Genomic DNA, 18,194 nt, shown 5'->3' on the forward strand with positions numbered 1-18,194 from the left:
ACTCATGAAAATAAAACCATTATCCTTGATCGTTAAAACTTGCATGGTTGCCGGGGTTGGAGTTCTTTTCGTACCTGTCTGTGGTCATGCTGAAGGCAATCAACCTTTTCAAATTGACGGGGTTATTGTACCTCAGGCTTTCAGTATGGCGTTACAAAATGGTATGTCATTACCGCTATATCTACATCTGCAAGGTAACAAGGGCGTTAAAGATGATCAAAGAATTGGTAGTGTTTTCATCATGCTCGATGGCGGGAATATAAAAATAAAAAAAGTTGAATTAGAAGATGATTCTAATAATGCAGCGCTGAATAATGAAACAAAAGATCGCTTAGTATCATTAGCCGATTCTTCTTTTAGTGATAAGCTGGAAATTGAATTAACACCCAAGGCTGAACTCAAGCTAAGCCTGAAGGAATTAGTTCTGCAATTGATTGTAGATCGCGCAGCTCTTGGCACTATTCTACGTGAGAGAGGGACAGATATTGGGCAGTCGAGTGTGAAAAAAGTAAGTAGCACACTCAACTATAATCTTGGTGTTTATAATAATCAGATGCGCAATGGCACTGATAATACATCGAGTTACCTTTCATATAATAGTGTCACCTCTTTGCGTGAACATCATGTCGTTTTGAACGGTTCATTTTATGGTATCGGTAGTGATGACCATAAAAGTGAAATATATAAGGCAATGTACGAGAAAGACTTTGCCGGTTACCGTTTTGCTGGGGGGATGTTAGATACGTGGAACCTGCAATCGTTAGGACCGATGACGGCAATCTCTGCGGGTAAAATTTATGGATTTTCATGGGGCAATCAGGCCAGCTCCACTGTGTTTGATAATTCCCAGTCAGCTACACCAATAGTGGCTTTTTTACCTGCGGCGGGTGAGGTACATCTGATTCGGGATGGCCGGCTTTTAAGTGTTCAAAACTTTTCTATGGGGAACCATGAGGTTGACACCAGTGGACTACCTTATGGCATCTATGATGTTGATGTTGAAATCGTGGTTAATGGGCGTGTAATTAACAAACGTAAACAACGCGTGAATAAGCTGTTCAGCCGGGGGCGAGGATTAGGTGCTCCTGTTGCATGGCAGATTTGGGGAGGGCGATTTAATATGGATCGCTGGTATGAGAGTGATGGTAAATCGCTTGAATCAAAAGACAGCTGGCTGCTCGGTGTTTCAGCGTCAGGTTCCTGGGATGTTGTCTCCTGGGCCGCAACAGGTTACGGCTATGACAGCATGGCTGTTGCTGAAAGCAGGTTTACCGTACCCCTAACGGATACGATTAATGTCAGCTTACAAAATATGGCTGCAAGTGATGACTCCTGGAGCACGATCGGCAGTATCAGTGCTGCATTGCCTGGAGGATTTAGTTCAGTATGGCTTAATACTGAGAAGACGAAGGTTGGAAAAAAACTAAGACGCACGGACGCAGACAGCCGGGCTATTGGAGGCTCGCTTAACTTCAGTGCCTTGTGGGACAAATTAGGCACTTTCAGTATAAGTTACAATAATGATCGTCAATATAACAGTTCATATTATAACGCGGATTATTATCAGACGGTCTACAGTGGTTCCTGGGGGAGTTTAGGGCTGCGTTTAGGTATGCAGCGTTATAGTAACGGCAATGATAATCCGAATACGGGTAAGTACTTCGCTCTGGATTTCTCATTACCTCTGGGAAACTGGATCAGTACAGGGGTTTCAAACCAGAATGGTTATACAGTTGCTAACGTCTCAGCGCGAAAACAATTTGATAATGGTGTGATCAAAACTCTGGGTGCTGACGTTTCGAGAGCTATTTCAGGCGATACGCAAGGTGATAAGACACTGAGTGGCGGCGCATATGCAATGTTCGATACGCGTTATTCAACCGGGACAGTAAACATAAATAGCAGTGCTAGCGGGTACATAAATACAAACTTAACCGCTAACGGTAGTCTGGGATGGCAAGGTTCTAACATAGCAGCAAGCGGGCGTACAGATGGGACGTCGGGCGTTATTTTTAATACAGGATTAAAAGATAGCGGACAGCTCAATGCGAAAGTAAATGGTCGATCTTATACAATCAGTGGGAAGAAAAGTTACTTACCCTTATCGGCATATAATAAGTATGAGATCGAAATACAGAATAATAAAAATTCCATTGATAGTTACGATATTGTTAAGGGCCGCAAAAATCAACTGACCCTTTACCCGGGTAACGTTGCGGTGATTGAACCTGAGATCAAGCAAATGGTTACGGTTTCCGGGAGGATACACGCGGAGGACGGGACATTATTAACAAATGCAAAAATAAACAACCACATAGGCCGTACCCAGACAGATGATCAAGGCGAATTCGTTATGGATATTGATAAAAAATATCCTGTAATTAGTTTTGAATACGATCAATCTAAAACCTGTGAAGTCGATCTTGAACTGAGTAAGGCGCGCGGCGCTGTTTGGGTAGGGGATGTGGTTTGCGAGGGGCTGAACTCATATGTCAACCTGGGAGGCAACAGTGAAAATAATGAAAGTTAATCTGCTTTGTTTAGCCGGGTTAGTAATGTTTTTGGGTTATGTTTCCACCGTAAGGGCAGCTGTTGTGAAAACGGTCTGGCCAGATGCGGCTGTTGAGAATTTTGTATTTGTAGAAAATAACTCAGATGATAACTACTTTGTTACACCTGGTGCGGCATTAGATCCGCGTATGACTGGTGCCAATAGATGGACGGGACTTAAATACAATGGATCTGGTACAATTTATCAACAGAGTCTGGGATATATAGACAATGGTTACAATACCCCTTTAACGGCTGGGTGGAAATATGACATGTGGCTTGAGAATTCACCTTTTTCGAATCCGTTGACCGGTTTGAGGTGTATAAACTGGTATTCAGGATGTGACATGTCAACCAGTCTGATTTTACCGCAATCAACCGATAATGAGGGATTTTATGGCGCGACGGTGACCTCTGGGGGGCAAAAATGGATGCACGGGATGATGTCTGACTCGTTCTATCAGTATCTGCAGCAAATGCCGGTGGGAAGTAGTTTCAGTATGACGATCAACAGTTGTCAATCTTCTGATAATTATGACGCAAGTACCGGTGCGAGATGCAAGGATCAGCAAAGCGGTCAGTGGTATGTCAGGAAAGTCACCCATCATAAATCAGCTAACCTCAGGTTAATCAATACTAATGCGCTGGCAGAAATATTTATTAACAGTGACGGAGAGCCTACCATAGGTGAAGGTAATAGTGACTGTAAGTTACAGACTATTGGTACGAAATCCGGCCTAAGCTGCAAAATGGTAAATTATAACTTAGAAACTGATGGACTGAGTAATGTCTCTATACAGATTTTCCCTGCAATCAATAACGCGTCATTAGAAAGCTCGATAACTCCTTATGACATGCAATTCAGTCTTGATGCAAACTCCTGGAGACCGGTCAGTGGAACGGCCTATTATTACAATTTTAACGAGTTGAAATCCTCAAGTTCAGTTTATATCTTTTTCTCGAGCGATTTCTTTAAGAAATTGGTTTCGTTAGGTATCAGTGATATAAACACCAAGGATTTGTTCAACTTTCGGTTCAGAAATACTACATCGCCAGAGTCCGGATGGTATGAGTTTTCTACCTCGAATACCTTAATCATTAAACCAAGGGATTTCAGCGTAAGTATTATTTCTGATGAGTACACAACCTCTCCGTCTAAGGAAGGGACAGTGGGAGACAGTGAACCTTCACTGGACTTTGGTTATATTGTGACTACCAGCGGGAGAACTGCTGCGGATGAAGTATTAATTAAAGTCACGGGACCGACTCAAAGCATTGACGGGAGAGCATATTGTATCTTTAGTTCATCGGATGGAACGTCTCAGGTTCCTTTCCCGGCAACATTATCATTTACCACGCAGACAGGTGATGTTAAATCGTACGATGCGGGATGTGACAGTCAGTGGCGGGATATGACAGATGCTTTGTGGTTGACATCGCCCTGGAATGATTCAACAGGAGAGGTGGGGTATCTTGAAAAATCAACTGTGCAATTTTCGATACCGATGAATAATCCCATCTCGTTAAAGACAGTAGAGGGTAACGATTGGTATGGTGAGGTGAGCGCCTCCGGAGAAATTCATGTTAAAGCGACCTGGCGTAATATTCAGTAAGTACAGTGGTATTATTTTATCATTAATCTTTTTTTTGACATTACCTGGATATGCGAATGCCATATCGCTGGGCAATCTGACCTTTTCAATGCGTGCAGACAGTACTTATGTGTCAAAGAAAGTAGTAAATAATAACAAAACACCTCGGTTATACCAGGTGTCAGTCGCGGAAATTGATCGCCCGGGCGGTCGTGAGATTAAAAGACGACCGGAGGACGGTGAGCTTTTATTTGCACCCCGTCAGCTGACCTTGCAGGCAGGTGAAAGCGAGTATTTTAAGTTTTACTATCATGGGCCAGAGGACAGCAGCGAACGTTATTACAGAATTTCATTTAAAGAGATCCCTACGCTTAATCATATTGCCAAAAATTTGCGAGGAGATGCCATAAGCCTTGAGCCCATTGTTATTATGGATACCATACTGGTAGTACGTCCAAGAAACATCAACTTTAAATGGGACTATCAAAAAGCATCCGGGCTGTTAAAAAATACGGGAAATACATGGTTTAAACTGTTAGTGAAGCCAGGGTGCGGTACAAAGGAAGAAGATGGCGAAGCCTGGTATCTGCGCCCTGGCGAGTTTATTAAAAATAAGGTGCTGACTGAGCCCGGTGAGATTTATTTGATTTATGATAATCGATTTATAAAAATCGCAGATCCATGTAGTAAATAACTGGGCTTATTACTGAATTATTTTTTGCTGCATTGAAGTTAAACAGGCAATCATAAATAATGAAATCCGTGTATCTCCCCATTTTGATTTCACTGAATGTATAAGAGGAGGTAAAAACTATCGTTTCGAGAGGCTTATTCAGGACTATGAGGCTTATATTGATCTGCGTAACATCATTGATTTTTCTCCTTACTGGTTGCGCCAAAAAAGTTTTTGTGCTCCAGGAAGGTTTCAATATCAAAGAGGATAAAACAAAAAGCATTGAGGTTATGTATTTTTATGATAGCTTTGGACAAAGCGAAAATATCAAGGCATATTCCATTTGCCCTCAGGGAGTAGGGGGTATTGAATATGATAAAAGCCTTTTCGATAGCTTTATTTCAGTTATTACCTTAAATATTCTTACCCCAAGAAGGATTACATTCTATTGTAGTGGTTGAAATCTCTTAATCACGATTTGATGCCTTTTTATGGATATGTCATTACGCATCGAAAAGTATTTAGTGATTGTAATCTTGCGTTTGTATAGTTTTTTACGCAAAGGAAACATCAACGGATGTACTATATAATGATAACAGTGTAATTGAATGTTTTCCTTGTTCCCCCATGCTGACGCTGTCTTTTATAAGGAGCGAATTTATTCTCTGCTGATACGCATTGTTGCGATATTATTTTTTCAGGTATGACGTTTTTGCTCACTTCATATTTCAGATGAGCAACAACATCAGTTGAATACAGGAAAATGTAAATCCTATGGTTATAAAGAACATACTAAATCGTTCGCTGACTGCATGAAGGATGTTGATTTTCATAACGATGAAAAGGATGGTCGAGAAGAAGATCGCATTTTTTTTGCCAGTGACCATACTTTTTTTTGTACATCCTTAAATACGGATGATAGCCTGTTTTTAAGAGTATTAATTTATATTCGTATTTTAACTGCTTGAGGTATAAAGCATGTGGTTCCTCTCATTATTGTTTACTGTGCTCTCATTGTGCTATTTGTCTATCAGTATCAATTTTTCTGGTTTGTATATTATTTCCTTGGCTGGGGATAATTTAGCCAGCCTTTCCGTTTTTACATTTTTTGCATTACTCTTCGTGGTGACAATGGCTTCATTTACGAACAGGTATATTTACCACAATGCACTCCCTCAGCTTAATTCGAAGAATTTTGCGCTTACTATAAAGTCCATCTATTTATGGTCTTTTTTTGGCTTCGCTCTTGTGATGCTTTCAATTTTGTTAAGTTATCTCTTTGGTGGTGGTGAACTATCCATTACACACGCATCTTTAGTGGGCGCTTTTTATTATTCCTTTATCATGGCTTTATTTCCTGGGGTTGCTGAGGAAGTCTGTTTCAGGTGGTTGTTTTATGGTGTGTTACGGCGTCAATACAATAATATTTTGTCTGCAACTGTGGTAGGGATTGTCTTTGCTCTCCTGCATTTTAATCAGGTCAGCACGACTAATGACATGATATTTTTGTTGGTTAGTGGATTGTCTGTTAATTATCTCTTTTGCGCGATCTATGAAAGAACGGGCAGTATATGGCCTGGCATCATTTTTCATGTTGTATGGGATATTTTATCTTTGAATAATATCATCCATTTCAGCGACGGAAGTCAGCCAGATGAGCACAATGTCTTTATTATTACACTCCATACCCATAATGAGCTGGTAAGTGGTGGTGGATTTGGTTTTGAATCCAGTATATTTTCTATCGCTATCTATCTGCTTGCTATGCTGGCAATCTTGCATGGTTACAGAAAAGAAGCCTGAACCCTGTACTGAGTCAGCGTCATCCTGGTGAGTGTCAATCTTTTACCATTTCTGAAGGCCTGTACGGGCCTTTTGATGTGATTCGGGAGCGGAACTGCTGGCTTGCTTATTTGAGGCCTGATCCCTCCAGGCATTGTGACCGTCTGATTTCAGTTCAGTCCGGTGTGCGATAAAATGCGTCACGTTAGCCGATAGACGTAGAGTGGGGGATGTGGGTTATCCATCGTTATTCTTCCTTCCTAAGAGCGCCATTTCCAGATGAATCATCATTTTCATCATGTAAGATTGTGCGCCAATTTTTTTACTGTGGCCTGTTACAGGGTGCTAAACAACTTCTCCTTTCTGGTCCTTTTCCGGGATGTCCTTCACCGCTGTCTGGTCAAGAGGCTGGCTTTCAGTGCTCATAAAAGAATCTTTACGCCTGGCCGACCGTATGGGGCAATTTTCGGATCGTGAAGTTAATCGATTTTTTCCCGTACTTTACTTCTCTCTGCCTCGTCGTATTCACACTGATTGCGCTGGTTCTCACCCCTGAATCACTGCCGGTGATCTGCGATGTCAAGCCAGGTTATGACTCCGCTGGAAGATATGGTCCCTTGCGCTGAAATCTGGCACAGGGATAAACCCTCAGTAACGCATACTGATGGGAGGACTGAGATGACATACTTATCTGAACTGCAGGGCCATGCTCTGGATGTCGGGAGTTCGCGTTTGCGAACCTGCGTTAACATGTAAAAAATGGCTGCAGCAAACAGGTGGCGATGCTTTCCAGTGCTGACCGGCAGTATCGCTCTCCGTTTTGGCTGTCTCGCATGTTCGTGTATCGGGGGATCGATGAGTTAAAAACAAACATCGTTTCATGCGTTGGGCACTGAAGTGGGGGGCACGGATAAATTCGCCCGGTTATGCACAAACATTTTATATGGAGTGGCACCGGATATCCTGCGCATTACATGATGATCCTTTTAGCGAGCTGGCAGAGACTTCGCCGGCAAAGGCGACGATCATGCGCGCGCAGCCGTACCTGCATACAAAAATCACGCACTGAACACAGGCACCAGCCGTATCTTTCGGCGGGGGTAAAGGCCACTACGATTTCCGTTACTTCTTCAGCCACGGCAGCGATGACCGGGTGCTCCAGCAATGTTTCTTCAGTTAAACAAAGTCGCAGGGACATGCTTACTACAGTTATAAATTGTCCGGTTGCGATCCGGCGGAAGGAGGGCTGCTGTCATTAAGCGAGGCGCATACCCTGTGATCCCTTCTTTCAGGGGCCGCTGGCTTGAGCTTTTGACGCTAACGTGCCGCGTCCGGGGATCCAAAAAACGGGTGGATGCCCTTAAACATCCTCCGGCCAGAGTGGCCGGGGGCTGTTTTCCTGCTTAAGAGACAGACGAAACACCGGGAGACGATACGTAGTTCTGTTTCAGGGGGGACTCTCTGAAGATATTGACATCGCATTAGTCAACCTGTTTGGCCAGAGTGTCATGTGGACATATCAGCACAAATACCTGCTTCGCCTTGCTGCCTCTTGTCTTTCTCCAGATCTCGTCCGAACTTCCGGGGGCAGGGATTGCCTGGTATCAACGAGATGTGCATCACTAACCTTATTTCAAACCCCTGTGCGTTAACATTAAATTAACATAAAGAGGTGCTGAGCATGAGCAGCAAAGATAAATTATATGCATTTCATATAAATAAGTATGTTCACGCTGGAATCTGATCATACTTGGGTCTGTTTTTCATTCGAAATAGTCAGAAGCATTATATGCAATTGCTACTCCCCTTTGAATAATTACGCAAGCGATATCTGTGATATATTTTATATCCTAAGGTACTGATAAGTATGATGAATTGACAGTGTGTTAACGATTCTAAATATTCTATTTATAGAGAATGAATTTATTAGTTTGCTATAATTTTCTTCATGTATCTAAATTGAATTGGCGGAAAGGTGAATAATATTTCACCAGTGATCTTTTTGTGATGAGATAAATATGTGCTCAATATGTTAAATTTATTTTCCTTGATCTGAGTATCCGGCAAAAACATAGCCACTAATAATGGATTCAAAACATTTCAGATGAGTAATTTTCGTGTTCAGTATACATAAATTTAACATTTTAAATAGGGTGGTGCAGAAATGTCACACTTCTATCTTGTTGATAATAAACATCTTTATCTATATGTGCGAATTATTATTACTTGCAATTCAATTAATGAGTTTATTCAAAAATGCCATTGTTTAGTAAATAAAATTAATAAAGTTGCAAATTGATTTATATCAGTTTTAATATAATCAGCGTAAATTACAAAACACCGTTATGATCAGGTCAGTTACGCCAGGACATTAATCCTGAGTAAGAGGGTAAAATATTGCATTGATCACCGTCAGCATGGGGAAGGACATTACAACCGTAAACAAGTGGAAGGGGAGGCAGACGTGAGCAGGCGTTCATGGCTATTAAAAAAAGGAGGAACAGGCAACCTGGAATCTAAATCTCTGACAGACAACTTTCTGAGTTCTGAAGAAGGCATCTTCACCTGTTGTTAAAGAATAAAACCGCTGCCTGAGGCGAGTGCCAGGCAGGAGCGGAAAATTTTAGCCGGAAAACATGAGATGCAATGTAATCCTGCTTGTGGCAGTTACGATTGCGACTACACTAAATGCATTATATTTTTTGGCGAAGATTAAATGAAAAATGTACGTCAGCATGAAATAGTTATGACATTGATCGAGTGGCTTGAGAAAAACAAATCTGAAACAGTACCCATAGAACGCATCGCTGAGAGATCGGGATTTTCAAAATGGTACATACAGCGATTCTTCAAAGAGCAGACGAGTTTTTCTGTTGCTTCTTACAACCGGCTCAGAAGATTAACGACTGCCGCGATTTTATTAAGGGCTACGGATTTAAGTGTTATTGATATTGCACATAGCTCAGGGTTTAACTCTCACCCAAGCTTTACAAAAGCCTTTAAAAGCCATTTTGGGGTGTCGCCGAAACAATTTCGAGAAGCCGAAAACTGGAGTTTCAAACATCTTGTTCCACGCATTGACTATCTCTCAAAGATAAATGAATTTGAATGGTCATATAAACAGCTCAAAACAGGAAAACCTGTAATGGGTACTCCAAATCCAGAGTTTGTTGAATTGGCTGTGGAAAGAGAGCAGGAGAGCCTGGTTTTGCTTAAGGTACTCAAGGGAGCGTCACCATACAGAGATGGATATCATGGCGATGTAAGTACGATTGAAATTCCATTTTCGTATATTCTGTGTGGTCAGGAAGTAGAAGAAGATTCCTCTGCTGAACAGTGGCTTTCAATAAAAATGAGGTATGAATTTAAAAATCTATATGAGTTACAAAGGCTCGTCTACCAGGGCGTTCTGCCTTTGTATTCTGTGACGCGCAGAAAGGGGCCTGATTGCCTGAGACTGGAAAAAAGAAACGAAGGCTTACTCTATATTACTGAGTATTTGGTTCCCTGCATTAAATCTCAATGATCCATATTAATCAATAATTAATATGTTAGTTTGGGAGGTAAGACATTCACATCTGATCTGCTTTTAAGCTCAGTTTTACCTGCATGGCTTCGGAACGCTACTTGTCTTCTCTGTCGCTGGCGCGATCATGCGAAGAGTGATGAGATATTTTTCAGGATAATTTTGCGTCGTGATGGCTTGATTTTCACGTGCATCATATGTTTTTCAAATTATATTGACTTTTTTAAGGGCTGCAAAGCCATCATAACCACTGGGACGTTAAAGCCCACTATGAGTGTCGATGAATGTGAATATCATCTTTCAATTGTTATCAATGGTTTTTATATTCTTTTTCGTGAAGTTGGTATTTTTGCAGGATAACTGTCATTTTGACCGTTTAATTTATCATGCAGTAAAGAGAATAACAGCAACTTAGGTAGTTTTATGAAAAAGATAATGGAGGAAGTTCATTTCCGACTTCAGCCGATTGTCAATATCTCATCAGGAAGAACGATTGGTTTTGAGGTATTGTCAGCGTTGCCATCAAACTTTTCTGTAGAGGAGTTTTTTTCCGGTGCCAGCAAGGACTTTTTATTTAAAGTGATACGCGCACAATTGTCACTGCGTGTAGATAATCAGTTATCACTTTTTATGAATATACCCACAAAAATTCTGTTGGATACACAGTTGTGTAATCATATTAGTAAGCTTCTGGCTGGAAAAAATGTCAATCTTGAATTGCAGGACCCTGATAATCTTCTGAATATTGATGAGGAGGCCTTTTATACACTATCAAAGAATATGTCCTTGCTAAAACACAATGGTGCCAGTGTTTGGCTGGATGATGTTAAGGAAGATATGTTAACCCTGGTTTCTCGAATACAATTCTTCGGCGTCAAGATCGATAAATCTGTTCTGTGGAAATATCGGGATAAAAATTATTCTATGCTAGCGTCATTTGTTGGGGCTCTCAAACTCTGTACTGAAAAGGTCCTGGTAGAAGGCATTGAGACTAAGGCCGATTTGCACATGGCCACTCGAGTTGGTCTGGATTATGGACAGGGTTTTTACTGGCCTGAAATTTCTTTAAAAAAAGTCGGATAATGATTTTTAAATATCACATATTTATCTGAGTCATTACTTATTTTTTTAAAGAAGTTGATACCATCAACATGCATAATGAAACTGGATAAATTTATTATGTGCCATTTAATACTGAGTGCTCGACTACACGTCATGGGCACATCGTTTCTCTTGCTTTATGCGGGAAATAGTTTTGCGCATCAGAGTAAAAATCCCTTTTCAGCAGATGCGTTTTCAGTTGATATGTCCGTAGGCGTTTTGCAGGGCAAAGCAAATGAGTTTGTTTACGATGCCGGAAGTGGTAATAAACAGAGTCAACTGAAATGGAAATTAAATAATGTTGCCATTCTGAAAGCCGGGGTGACCTGGGAGCCGATACCCAGGATGTCAATGAATGTTAATGGGTGGACATCCATTGCACAGGGTTCAGGCCACATGGATGATTATGACTGGCAGGATCCGGCACAATCACACTGGACCGATCATTCATCAGAGTTGACGAGAGTCAATTACGCGAATAAATATGATGTTAATGCGACAGGGTGGTTTTTCACTAACGCGTTATTTCGTCTGGGTTTCATGGCAGGTTATGAAGAAAGTCGTTACAGTTGGACTAGCCATGGGGGGTACTATGATTATAACAATGGTGCATATAAAGGTAACTTCCCCCTGAATGTCAATGGGATTGGTTATAGTCAGAAATTTACTGCGCCTTATATTGGTCTGTCATCTGAATATACAAATGGCAATTTTAAAATTTCTGCCTTGTTAAAATACAGCCACTGGGTACATGCCCATGATCGTGACGAACACTATGCCAGACATCTTTCTTTCTGGGAGAAGACAGGGCCGTCCAGTATGTATGGACTAACATTGAATTCTGCATATTATATTACTAATAATACTCAGGTCTACACCGAACTCGATTATACAAAATATTCTGAAGGCAAAGGGTGGTCTTCAGATTTAGATCGTGAGACTGACGAGTTCGAGCACACAAGTGGTGATGCTGCTGGCATATCTAATGAAAATTTAGTTATGAGCGTCGGATTAAAATACACATTTTAAGTTCATGGGCGAACAGCAAGCCAGCATTAATTTATACAAATTACTATGCTGTTAAGGAGTGCACGCACTGACGGAAGAATAATGGCAAACTACTTTTTTTGATATTATCCAGTTATATACGCAGTGAAACCCGCGAATACGTGGGGCGAAACAGCAATTGACATGACGACGCAAAGACGCGAGTCACGGCAGCTGGCCAAAGGCTCTTCGGGTAAAACCCGGCACTGCGTACCCCGTTTTTCATGTTTTCTGTGCGCGATGAATCCCCCTGAGCGGCGGGGTGGTGTGTTGTATTAATCAGCCTTCATGCCACGGGATGTCGGTTAACGGCACCTCACCGGGAGGCACCCGGCACCGCGCGACCTTAGTTGAAGTATGCAAGTACAATGCGGTTAAACTTTCTCCGTTCGATACTGCGACTGGCCGCTTTACAAATTCGCTGAGAAGTCGGTGAAATACACTGTTAAGTCAATAACCCAGGCTGTGAACGCGGCTTTAAATCTTTAACGCCGGGACTATTGACGTTCATTTCTTCTTGTCCGGGAACAGTCGCCTGATGCCGAAATTGTCTTTAATGAGCGTATTCTGTGTTTGAACAGATGCACCCTGTAGACAATGAAATCTCTTTTCATTGCCTGCGGGTCGAACAATGAGCTGGAGACGTCTCAGCATTTTATCCTGATTCACTTTAAACCTCTTATTCGACAAAATAGGAGGCCTTTTTATCTCCTGCCTTAACCCTTTTGCGAGAACTGGGTGAGAGTGAGCTTCTGAAAGCTGTAGACGCCTCCATATTATTCACCTTCTTTTACCTGACAGAGTCAAGCCGTACGCCAGTGTCCCCCTTCAGCCACGATGATGAGCGTGGATTAACGCCCAGCTCAAACTGCACATTCAGGGTCATTCTCGATTCGTCAACCGGCACTCTGCAGATAAACATCGAAACAATTTTTCCGCTAATTGATGGTCAGTGAATACATGTCCGATGGTGGGTGTATAAGCATCCCGCCAAAACAGACTATTCACTTCACTTTTAGAGGTCTCCCTCTCTCTACACTGAGGCAAAAGTTCGCTCCTCGCAAACATCAGACTTCAGATCATGCACGATGATGAGCCTGCTGTCGGCCTTTGGCGTGGTGGTATTGATGACGGACGGATGAGTCACGCCTGAAGGGAAAGCTACACACTATCAGTAAGCCTTACGCGTAACGAATTGAATGGCATCACGTGAATCTATTCCCTCAGTGCCGCACGCCCATGTTGTTAAGGATTGCCTTACCTCCCTCTAAATGATATTAATTATCATTCTTATCATAAAGCAATAATGACAGTAAAAAATATCTGGCAAGGATGTGAGCTTAACGATCAATCACTTTTACGTTAGGCATTTATTAGGGAATAGGTATGAGAATTAACAAGATCTTATGGCCGCTAACTGCGCTGCTGGTTGGGTTGAATAGTCAGGTATCAGTGGCCAAATCTTCCGACGATAACGACGAGACCCTGGTGGTGGAAGCCACCGCTGAGCAGGTACTCAAACAGCAGCCGGGTGTGTCGATTATTACCAGTGATGATATTAAAAAGAATCCTCCGGTCAACGACCTCTCCGATATTATTCGCAAAATGCCCGGTGTGAATCTGACCGGCAACAGCGCCTCGGGCACACGTGGTAATAACCGCCAGATCGACATTCGCGGCATGGGGCCGGAAAACACCTTAATTTTAATTGATGGTGTACCGGTGACGTCGCGCAACTCTGTGCGGTATAGCTGGCGTGGAGAGCGTGATACCCGCGGCGACACCAACTGGGTGCCAGCGGAACAGGTTGAGCGTATTGAAGTGATCCGCGGCCCTGCGGCGGCGCGCTACGGTTCGGGCGCAGCGGGCGGGGTGGTGAACATCATTACCAAACGCCCCTCGAACGACTGGCACGGTTCGCTGTCGTTATTCACCAACCAGCCGGAAAGCAGCGATGAAGGCGCGACGCGTCGTACCAACTTCAGCCTTAGTGGGCCGCTGGCTGGCGATGCGCTGACCATGCGTCTGTACGGCAATCTGAATAAAACCGATGCCGACAGCTGGGATATTAACTCCTCAGCCGGTACGAAAAACGCGGCCGGGCATGAAGGGGTGCGCAACAAAGATATTAACGGCGTCGTCTCATGGAAATTAAATCCGCAGCAAATTCTCGATTTCGAAGCCGGATACAGCCGCCAGGGGAATATCTATGCGGGCGATACCAAAACAAAACAGCGCCTCCAGTGCCGTTACTGAAAGCCTGGCGAAATCCGGCGAAGAGACGAACCGCCTGTACCGGCAGAATTATGGCATTACGCACAATGGTATCTGGGACTGGGGACAAAGCCGTTTTGGTGTCTATTACGAGAAAACCAATAACACCCGTATGAACGAAGGATTATCCGGCGGGGGCGAAGGGCGAATTTCGGCGGATCAAAAGTTCACGACCAATCGCCTGAGCTCCTGGCGAACCAGCGGTGAGCTTAATATTCCGCTGAATGCCCTGGTCGATCAAACGCTGACCGTTGGGGCGGAGTGGAGCCGCGATGAGCTCGATGACCCTTCCTCTACCAGCCTGACGGTGAATGACAGTAATATCGGCGGGATTTCTGGTTCGGCTGCGGAACGCAGCAGTAAAAACCATTCCCAAATCAGTGCGCTGTACCTTGAAGATAATATTGAGCCGGTTCCCGGTACGAATCTTATCCCGGGCCTGCGCTTTGATTATCTCAACGAGTCCGGCGGTAACTTCAGCCCCAGCCTGAACCTCTCGCAGGAACTGGGCGATTACTTCAAAGTCAAAGCGGGGATTGCCAGAGCCTTCAAAGCACCCAACCTGTATCAATCCAGCGAAGGTTATCTGCTCTACTCGAAAGGTAACGGTTGTCCAAAAGATATTACCTCAGGCGGCTGCTACCTGATCGGTAATAAAGATCTCGATCCGGAAATCAGCATCAATAAAGAAATTGGGCTGGAGTTCGCCTGGGAAGACTACCACGCCAGCGTGACCTACTTCCGCAATGACTACCAGAATAAGATCGTGGCCGGGGACAATGTTATCGGGCAAACCGCTTCAGGTGCATATATCCTCCAGTGGCAGAATGGCGGAAAAGCGCTGGTGGACGGTATCGAAGCCAGCATGGCGTTCCCGCTGGTGAAAGATCGGCTGAACTGGAATACCAATGCCACCTGGATGATCACCTCGGAGCAAAAAGACACCGGTAACCCGCTGTCGGTCATTCCGAAATATACCATCAATAACTCGCTTGACTGGACCATCACCCAGGCGTTCTCGGCCAGCGTCAACTGGACGTTATACGGCCGACAAAAACCGCGTACCCATGCGGAAACTCGCAGCGAAGATACTGGCCGTCTGTCAGGGAAAGAGCTGGGAGCTTATTCGCTGGTGGGGACGAACTTTAATTACGATATTAATAAAAACCTGCGGCTAAACGTCGGTGTCAGCAATCTCTTTGATAAACAGATCTACCGCTCTTCCGAAGGGGCGAATACCTATAACGAGCCTGGCCGTGCTTATTATGCCGGTATTACCGCGTCATTCTGATTGGCGTGTGACAGGCGAACTGCCCGCGTAAAGGCGGGCAGTATTTTGCGGTTTAATTAATGACAGCCTGCGGTATTACCTGCGTTTTCACCGCTGATATCGACGAGCGCTCCGCGGAATGAGGCGTTGAACATCGGCCCGTGTCCCAGGTTCGGGAAATCCCAAAAGGCGGCATTGACGCCTTTATCTTTCAGCGTGGTAAGGGTGGCATGAATTTTCGTCAGCACCCCGGCGGTATGCGTTTCCCGGTTATCGCCCGGCGTCGCCGAACCTTCCATTATCGCCAGGCGCTTAGCGCAGTATTGCGACGGCTCGACTGCCATGATGCGGCGTAGCAGAGCGTCATGACCTCTGCCCAACGACGGGCTGGCGCTGTAGTGCGTGTGGAAGTAAGAGGAGGACAGCCAGGTATCCAGCACGAACAGGCCGCCGTAGGAGTGCCCCCACAGGCCGCGGCGCTGCCGATCGATATTCAATCCCTGTTCCACTTTTGGCGCTATACGCGTTTCCAGTAACTGTCGGAAGTCGCTGCTGCCACCATTCTTACGGCTAAAACGCCCGTTGCCGGCATCAGTTTTTTCGCTTTCTGCGGCAGGCGTGTAGTCGTAGGCCCTGCCGTTAAGATCGAAGGGGAGGGGGGTCTGATACCCGACAGCCACGATCACCGGCGGTGAGTTTTCTGCCAGCTGTTTGAGCAGTTTGTCATTCAGGCGGTCCATCACTGCGTTGCCGTCGAGCATATAGACAATCGGGTAGCCCGACGCCGGCGCGGCTTTATTTGGCACCGCCGTCCATACCCGGTAATGACGGGTACCATCGGCGGAGTCGAACAGGTTGACGCTGAAATGGTAAAATGCGGAGCCTTTATCGGCGATATTTGGCCCCAGCAGCTGCATATCAGGCTTCGCAAAAACGTGCGCGCTACAGATTAGGGTGAGACCAGAAAGAAGAAAGCAAAGCGCCTTGCGCGGGCGTGTCGGGCAATACTCGCGGTCATACATCTGATGATTATTCCTTTTCCGCTGGTGACATTGTATTGTTTCAGGAAGCCTGTCCGGTTGCCTGAACGTGTTCGCGGGTCAACTCAACCCTGCAGTAAACCAAGCCCGTCAATCAGTGCGCCGCGCCACCATGCGTAATCGTGGCCACCGGTATAAATTGCGCAATGGCTGTCGACGCCAGCGGTAAGCAGCCGCTGATGAAGCTGCTGAACGTGCGACACCGTCGAACCTTCCAGCGATCCCACGCACAGGCGGATGCGCACGGCCTGCGGCGGGGCAGAAAGCAGATGTTCGCTCACCCATGACGTGTCGGTTTCGCTGAACACATCTGGCCGGCTGGCACCTTCTGGTGTCCACCACATTGACGGGGAGTGGCTGAGCGCCAGGCCGAACGTTTCCGGTGCGTGACGAGCGGCCATCAGCGCGCTGACCCCGCCGAGGCTCTGCCCGGCCAGCACGGTGCGTGAACGATCTGCCCACTGGCGCTGCGGCTGTTCGGCACGAATCGCCGGCAGCAGATGCCCGGCGATATCCGTTATCAGCTCGCTGCGCCCGCCGAGTATGGCAGTGCGCTCGTGTTCATTGACGTTGTCGATGCCCAGGACAGCCACGGGCACGATGCGTCCGCTATTGATAGCGGCGTCAATTGCTGCGCATACGCCAAGGTGATCGAACCAGGTTTCACCATCGGGCAGTACCACCAGGCCGAGGGGCTGCGAAATATCAACGTCCGGCAGATAGAGCCGAACCCGTCGCGATTGCCCGGCGATAATGCGGGCGGAGGTAAGCAATTGCCCGGCGGGAGTGCCGCCGCGCCATTCGGACTGGGCGGGGGCATTATCGAGTGCCAGCACAGATTCCTGTGCGTTTCCCCGGACGTTGATCCGCGGCGTGTTGTTTAGCGGATCGGCCTGCCCGACGAGGGGGGTAAAGCGGCCTCCGGACTGTGAAATTATCTCGGCCGGGGTGCCGGGCGGGATTTCCACCAGCGAATAGGAGCCGCAGTAGCCTGCGGGTAAACGTAGCGTCAGCGTCCAGATATCCGTCGCGGGAAGGGCGGTCATCATCCCTTCTGCCACGTGCTCTTTATCCGTCACCCGGTTCAGACGCAGATAAACGCCCTGCAGAGGGTGCCGGGCGCGCCATAAAAAGGTCACGTCACGTTCGTCCTCCGCCCCGTCGACCGCCGTCACCAGCGGTACATTCAGTAACTCAGCGTCGCGCCAGAAGTCAGAAAGGTTTGCAATGTGGCCTGCTGCCAGCTGGTTGCGCAGTCTGGCGATAGCAGAAGGATGTTGGTGCATGTTCAGCATTCACTCTCTTTAAAAATTAAGGGTGCCAGTATGGATAGTAAAAG

General features: G+C 45.4%; 10 protein-coding genes and 1 pseudogene. 9 read left to right on the top strand and 2 right to left on the bottom strand.

All coding sequences use genetic code 11. From position 1 onward, the window contains the following. The first annotated feature begins 4 nt into the window (after nt 1-4). The 9 genes and pseudogenes from QE396_RS22715 (at nt 5) to iroN (ending at nt 15,836) form a co-directional block, all read left to right on the top strand. Nucleotides 5-2,530 carry a fimbrial biogenesis outer membrane usher protein gene (locus QE396_RS22715; RefSeq protein ID WP_185791797.1) on the top strand — a complete coding sequence of 842 codons (2,526 nt, stop codon included), beginning with the start codon at nt 5-7 and terminating at the stop codon, nt 2,528-2,530. Next, nucleotides 2,520-4,163: a hypothetical protein gene (locus QE396_RS22720; protein WP_104440658.1), complete on the top strand. Its 1,644-nt coding sequence runs from the start codon at nt 2,520-2,522 to the stop codon at nt 4,161-4,163. Before QE396_RS22715 ends, QE396_RS22720 begins: the two co-directional genes overlap by 11 nt. After that, nucleotides 4,132-4,836 (top strand): fimbria/pilus periplasmic chaperone, encoded by a 705-nt coding sequence (locus tag QE396_RS22725; protein WP_185791798.1) that lies wholly within the window; start codon nt 4,132-4,134, stop codon nt 4,834-4,836. The genes QE396_RS22720 and QE396_RS22725 overlap by 32 nt, the downstream gene beginning before the upstream one ends. A 269-nt stretch (nt 4,837-5,105) precedes the next feature. Next, nucleotides 5,106-5,276 carry a Bor/Iss family lipoprotein gene (locus QE396_RS23535; RefSeq protein ID WP_404997373.1) on the top strand — a complete coding sequence of 57 codons (171 nt, stop codon included), beginning with the start codon at nt 5,106-5,108 and terminating at the stop codon, nt 5,274-5,276. A gap of 517 nt (nt 5,277-5,793) precedes the next feature. Then, entirely contained in the window at nt 5,794-6,618 is an 825-nt protein-coding gene (locus tag QE396_RS22730) for a CPBP family intramembrane glutamic endopeptidase (RefSeq protein ID WP_185791800.1), read from the top strand. Nucleotides 6,619-9,313: 2,695 nt separating this feature from the next. Beyond that, nucleotides 9,314-10,123 carry a helix-turn-helix domain-containing protein gene (locus QE396_RS22735; protein ID WP_104440662.1) on the top strand — a complete coding sequence of 270 codons (810 nt, stop codon included), beginning with the start codon at nt 9,314-9,316 and terminating at the stop codon, nt 10,121-10,123. Nucleotides 10,124-10,546: 423 nt separating this feature from the next. After that, nucleotides 10,547-11,206 (top strand): EAL domain-containing protein, encoded by a 660-nt coding sequence (locus QE396_RS22740; RefSeq protein ID WP_185791801.1) that lies wholly within the window; start codon nt 10,547-10,549, stop codon nt 11,204-11,206. A 132-nt stretch (nt 11,207-11,338) separates the two neighbouring features. Further along, complete coding sequence (locus tag QE396_RS22745; RefSeq protein WP_104440697.1) at nt 11,339-12,253, top strand: omptin family outer membrane protease; 915 nt, start codon at nt 11,339-11,341, stop codon at nt 12,251-12,253. Between the two features lie 1,404 nt (nt 12,254-13,657). Next, a pseudogene (gene iroN, locus QE396_RS22750) lies at nt 13,658-15,836 on the top strand (siderophore salmochelin receptor IroN). Nucleotides 15,837-15,892: 56 nt separating this feature from the next. Here the strand turns inward: iroN and QE396_RS22755 are convergent. After that, nucleotides 15,893-16,837: an alpha/beta hydrolase gene (locus tag QE396_RS22755; RefSeq protein WP_309952784.1), complete on the bottom strand. Its 945-nt coding sequence runs from the start codon at nt 16,835-16,837 to the stop codon at nt 15,893-15,895. Between the two features lie 83 nt (nt 16,838-16,920). After that, a complete protein-coding gene (locus QE396_RS22760) occupies nt 16,921-18,150 on the bottom strand; it encodes an esterase family protein (protein WP_185791804.1) in 1,230 nt (409 codons plus the stop codon). Between the last annotated feature and the right edge of the window lie 44 nt (nt 18,151-18,194).

It is taken from the genome of Enterobacter sp. SORGH_AS_0287, from assembly GCF_031453695.1.
Classification (GTDB): Bacteria; Pseudomonadota; Gammaproteobacteria; order Enterobacterales; family Enterobacteriaceae; genus Enterobacter; species Enterobacter ludwigii.